Below are 515 nucleotides of genomic sequence, written 5' to 3'. Positions count from 1 at the left end.
TAGTTGCAGGGTATAGACCCGAAACCCGGTGATCTAGCCATGGGCAGGTTGAAGGTTGGGTAACACTAACTGGAGGACCGAACCGACTAATGTTGAAAAATTAGCGGATGACTTGTGGCTGGGGGTGAAAGGCCAATCAAACCGGGAGATAGCTGGTTCTCCCCGAAAGCTATTTAGGTAGCGCCTCGTGAATTCATCTTCGGGGGTAGAGCACTGTTTCGGCTAGGGGTCCACCCCGGATTACCAACCCGATGCAAACTGCGAATACCGAAGAATGTTATCACGGGAGACACACGGCGGGTGCTAACGTCCGTCGTGAAGAGGGAAACAACCCAGACCGCCGGCTAAGGTCCCAAAGTCATGGTTAAGTGGGAAACGATGTGGGAAGGCATAGACAGCCAGGATGTTGGCTTAGAAGCAGCCATCATTTAAAGAAAGCGTAATAGCTCACTGGTCGAGTCGGCCTGCGCGGAAGATGTAACGGGGCTAAACCATGCACCGAAGCCGCGGCAGCG

General features: G+C 53.6%; 1 rRNA gene. It reads left to right on the top strand.

What is annotated here, in order from left to right:
- A 23S ribosomal RNA gene (locus tag HB631_RS26800) occupies window positions 1-515 on the top strand; the annotation flags it as partial.

The organism is Sodalis sp. dw_96, from assembly GCF_018449575.1.
Taxonomy (GTDB): Bacteria; Pseudomonadota; Gammaproteobacteria; order Enterobacterales; family Enterobacteriaceae; genus Acerihabitans.
The sequence above is the reverse complement of the archived record's forward strand: the minus strand, read 5'-3'. Positions and strand labels throughout refer to the sequence as shown.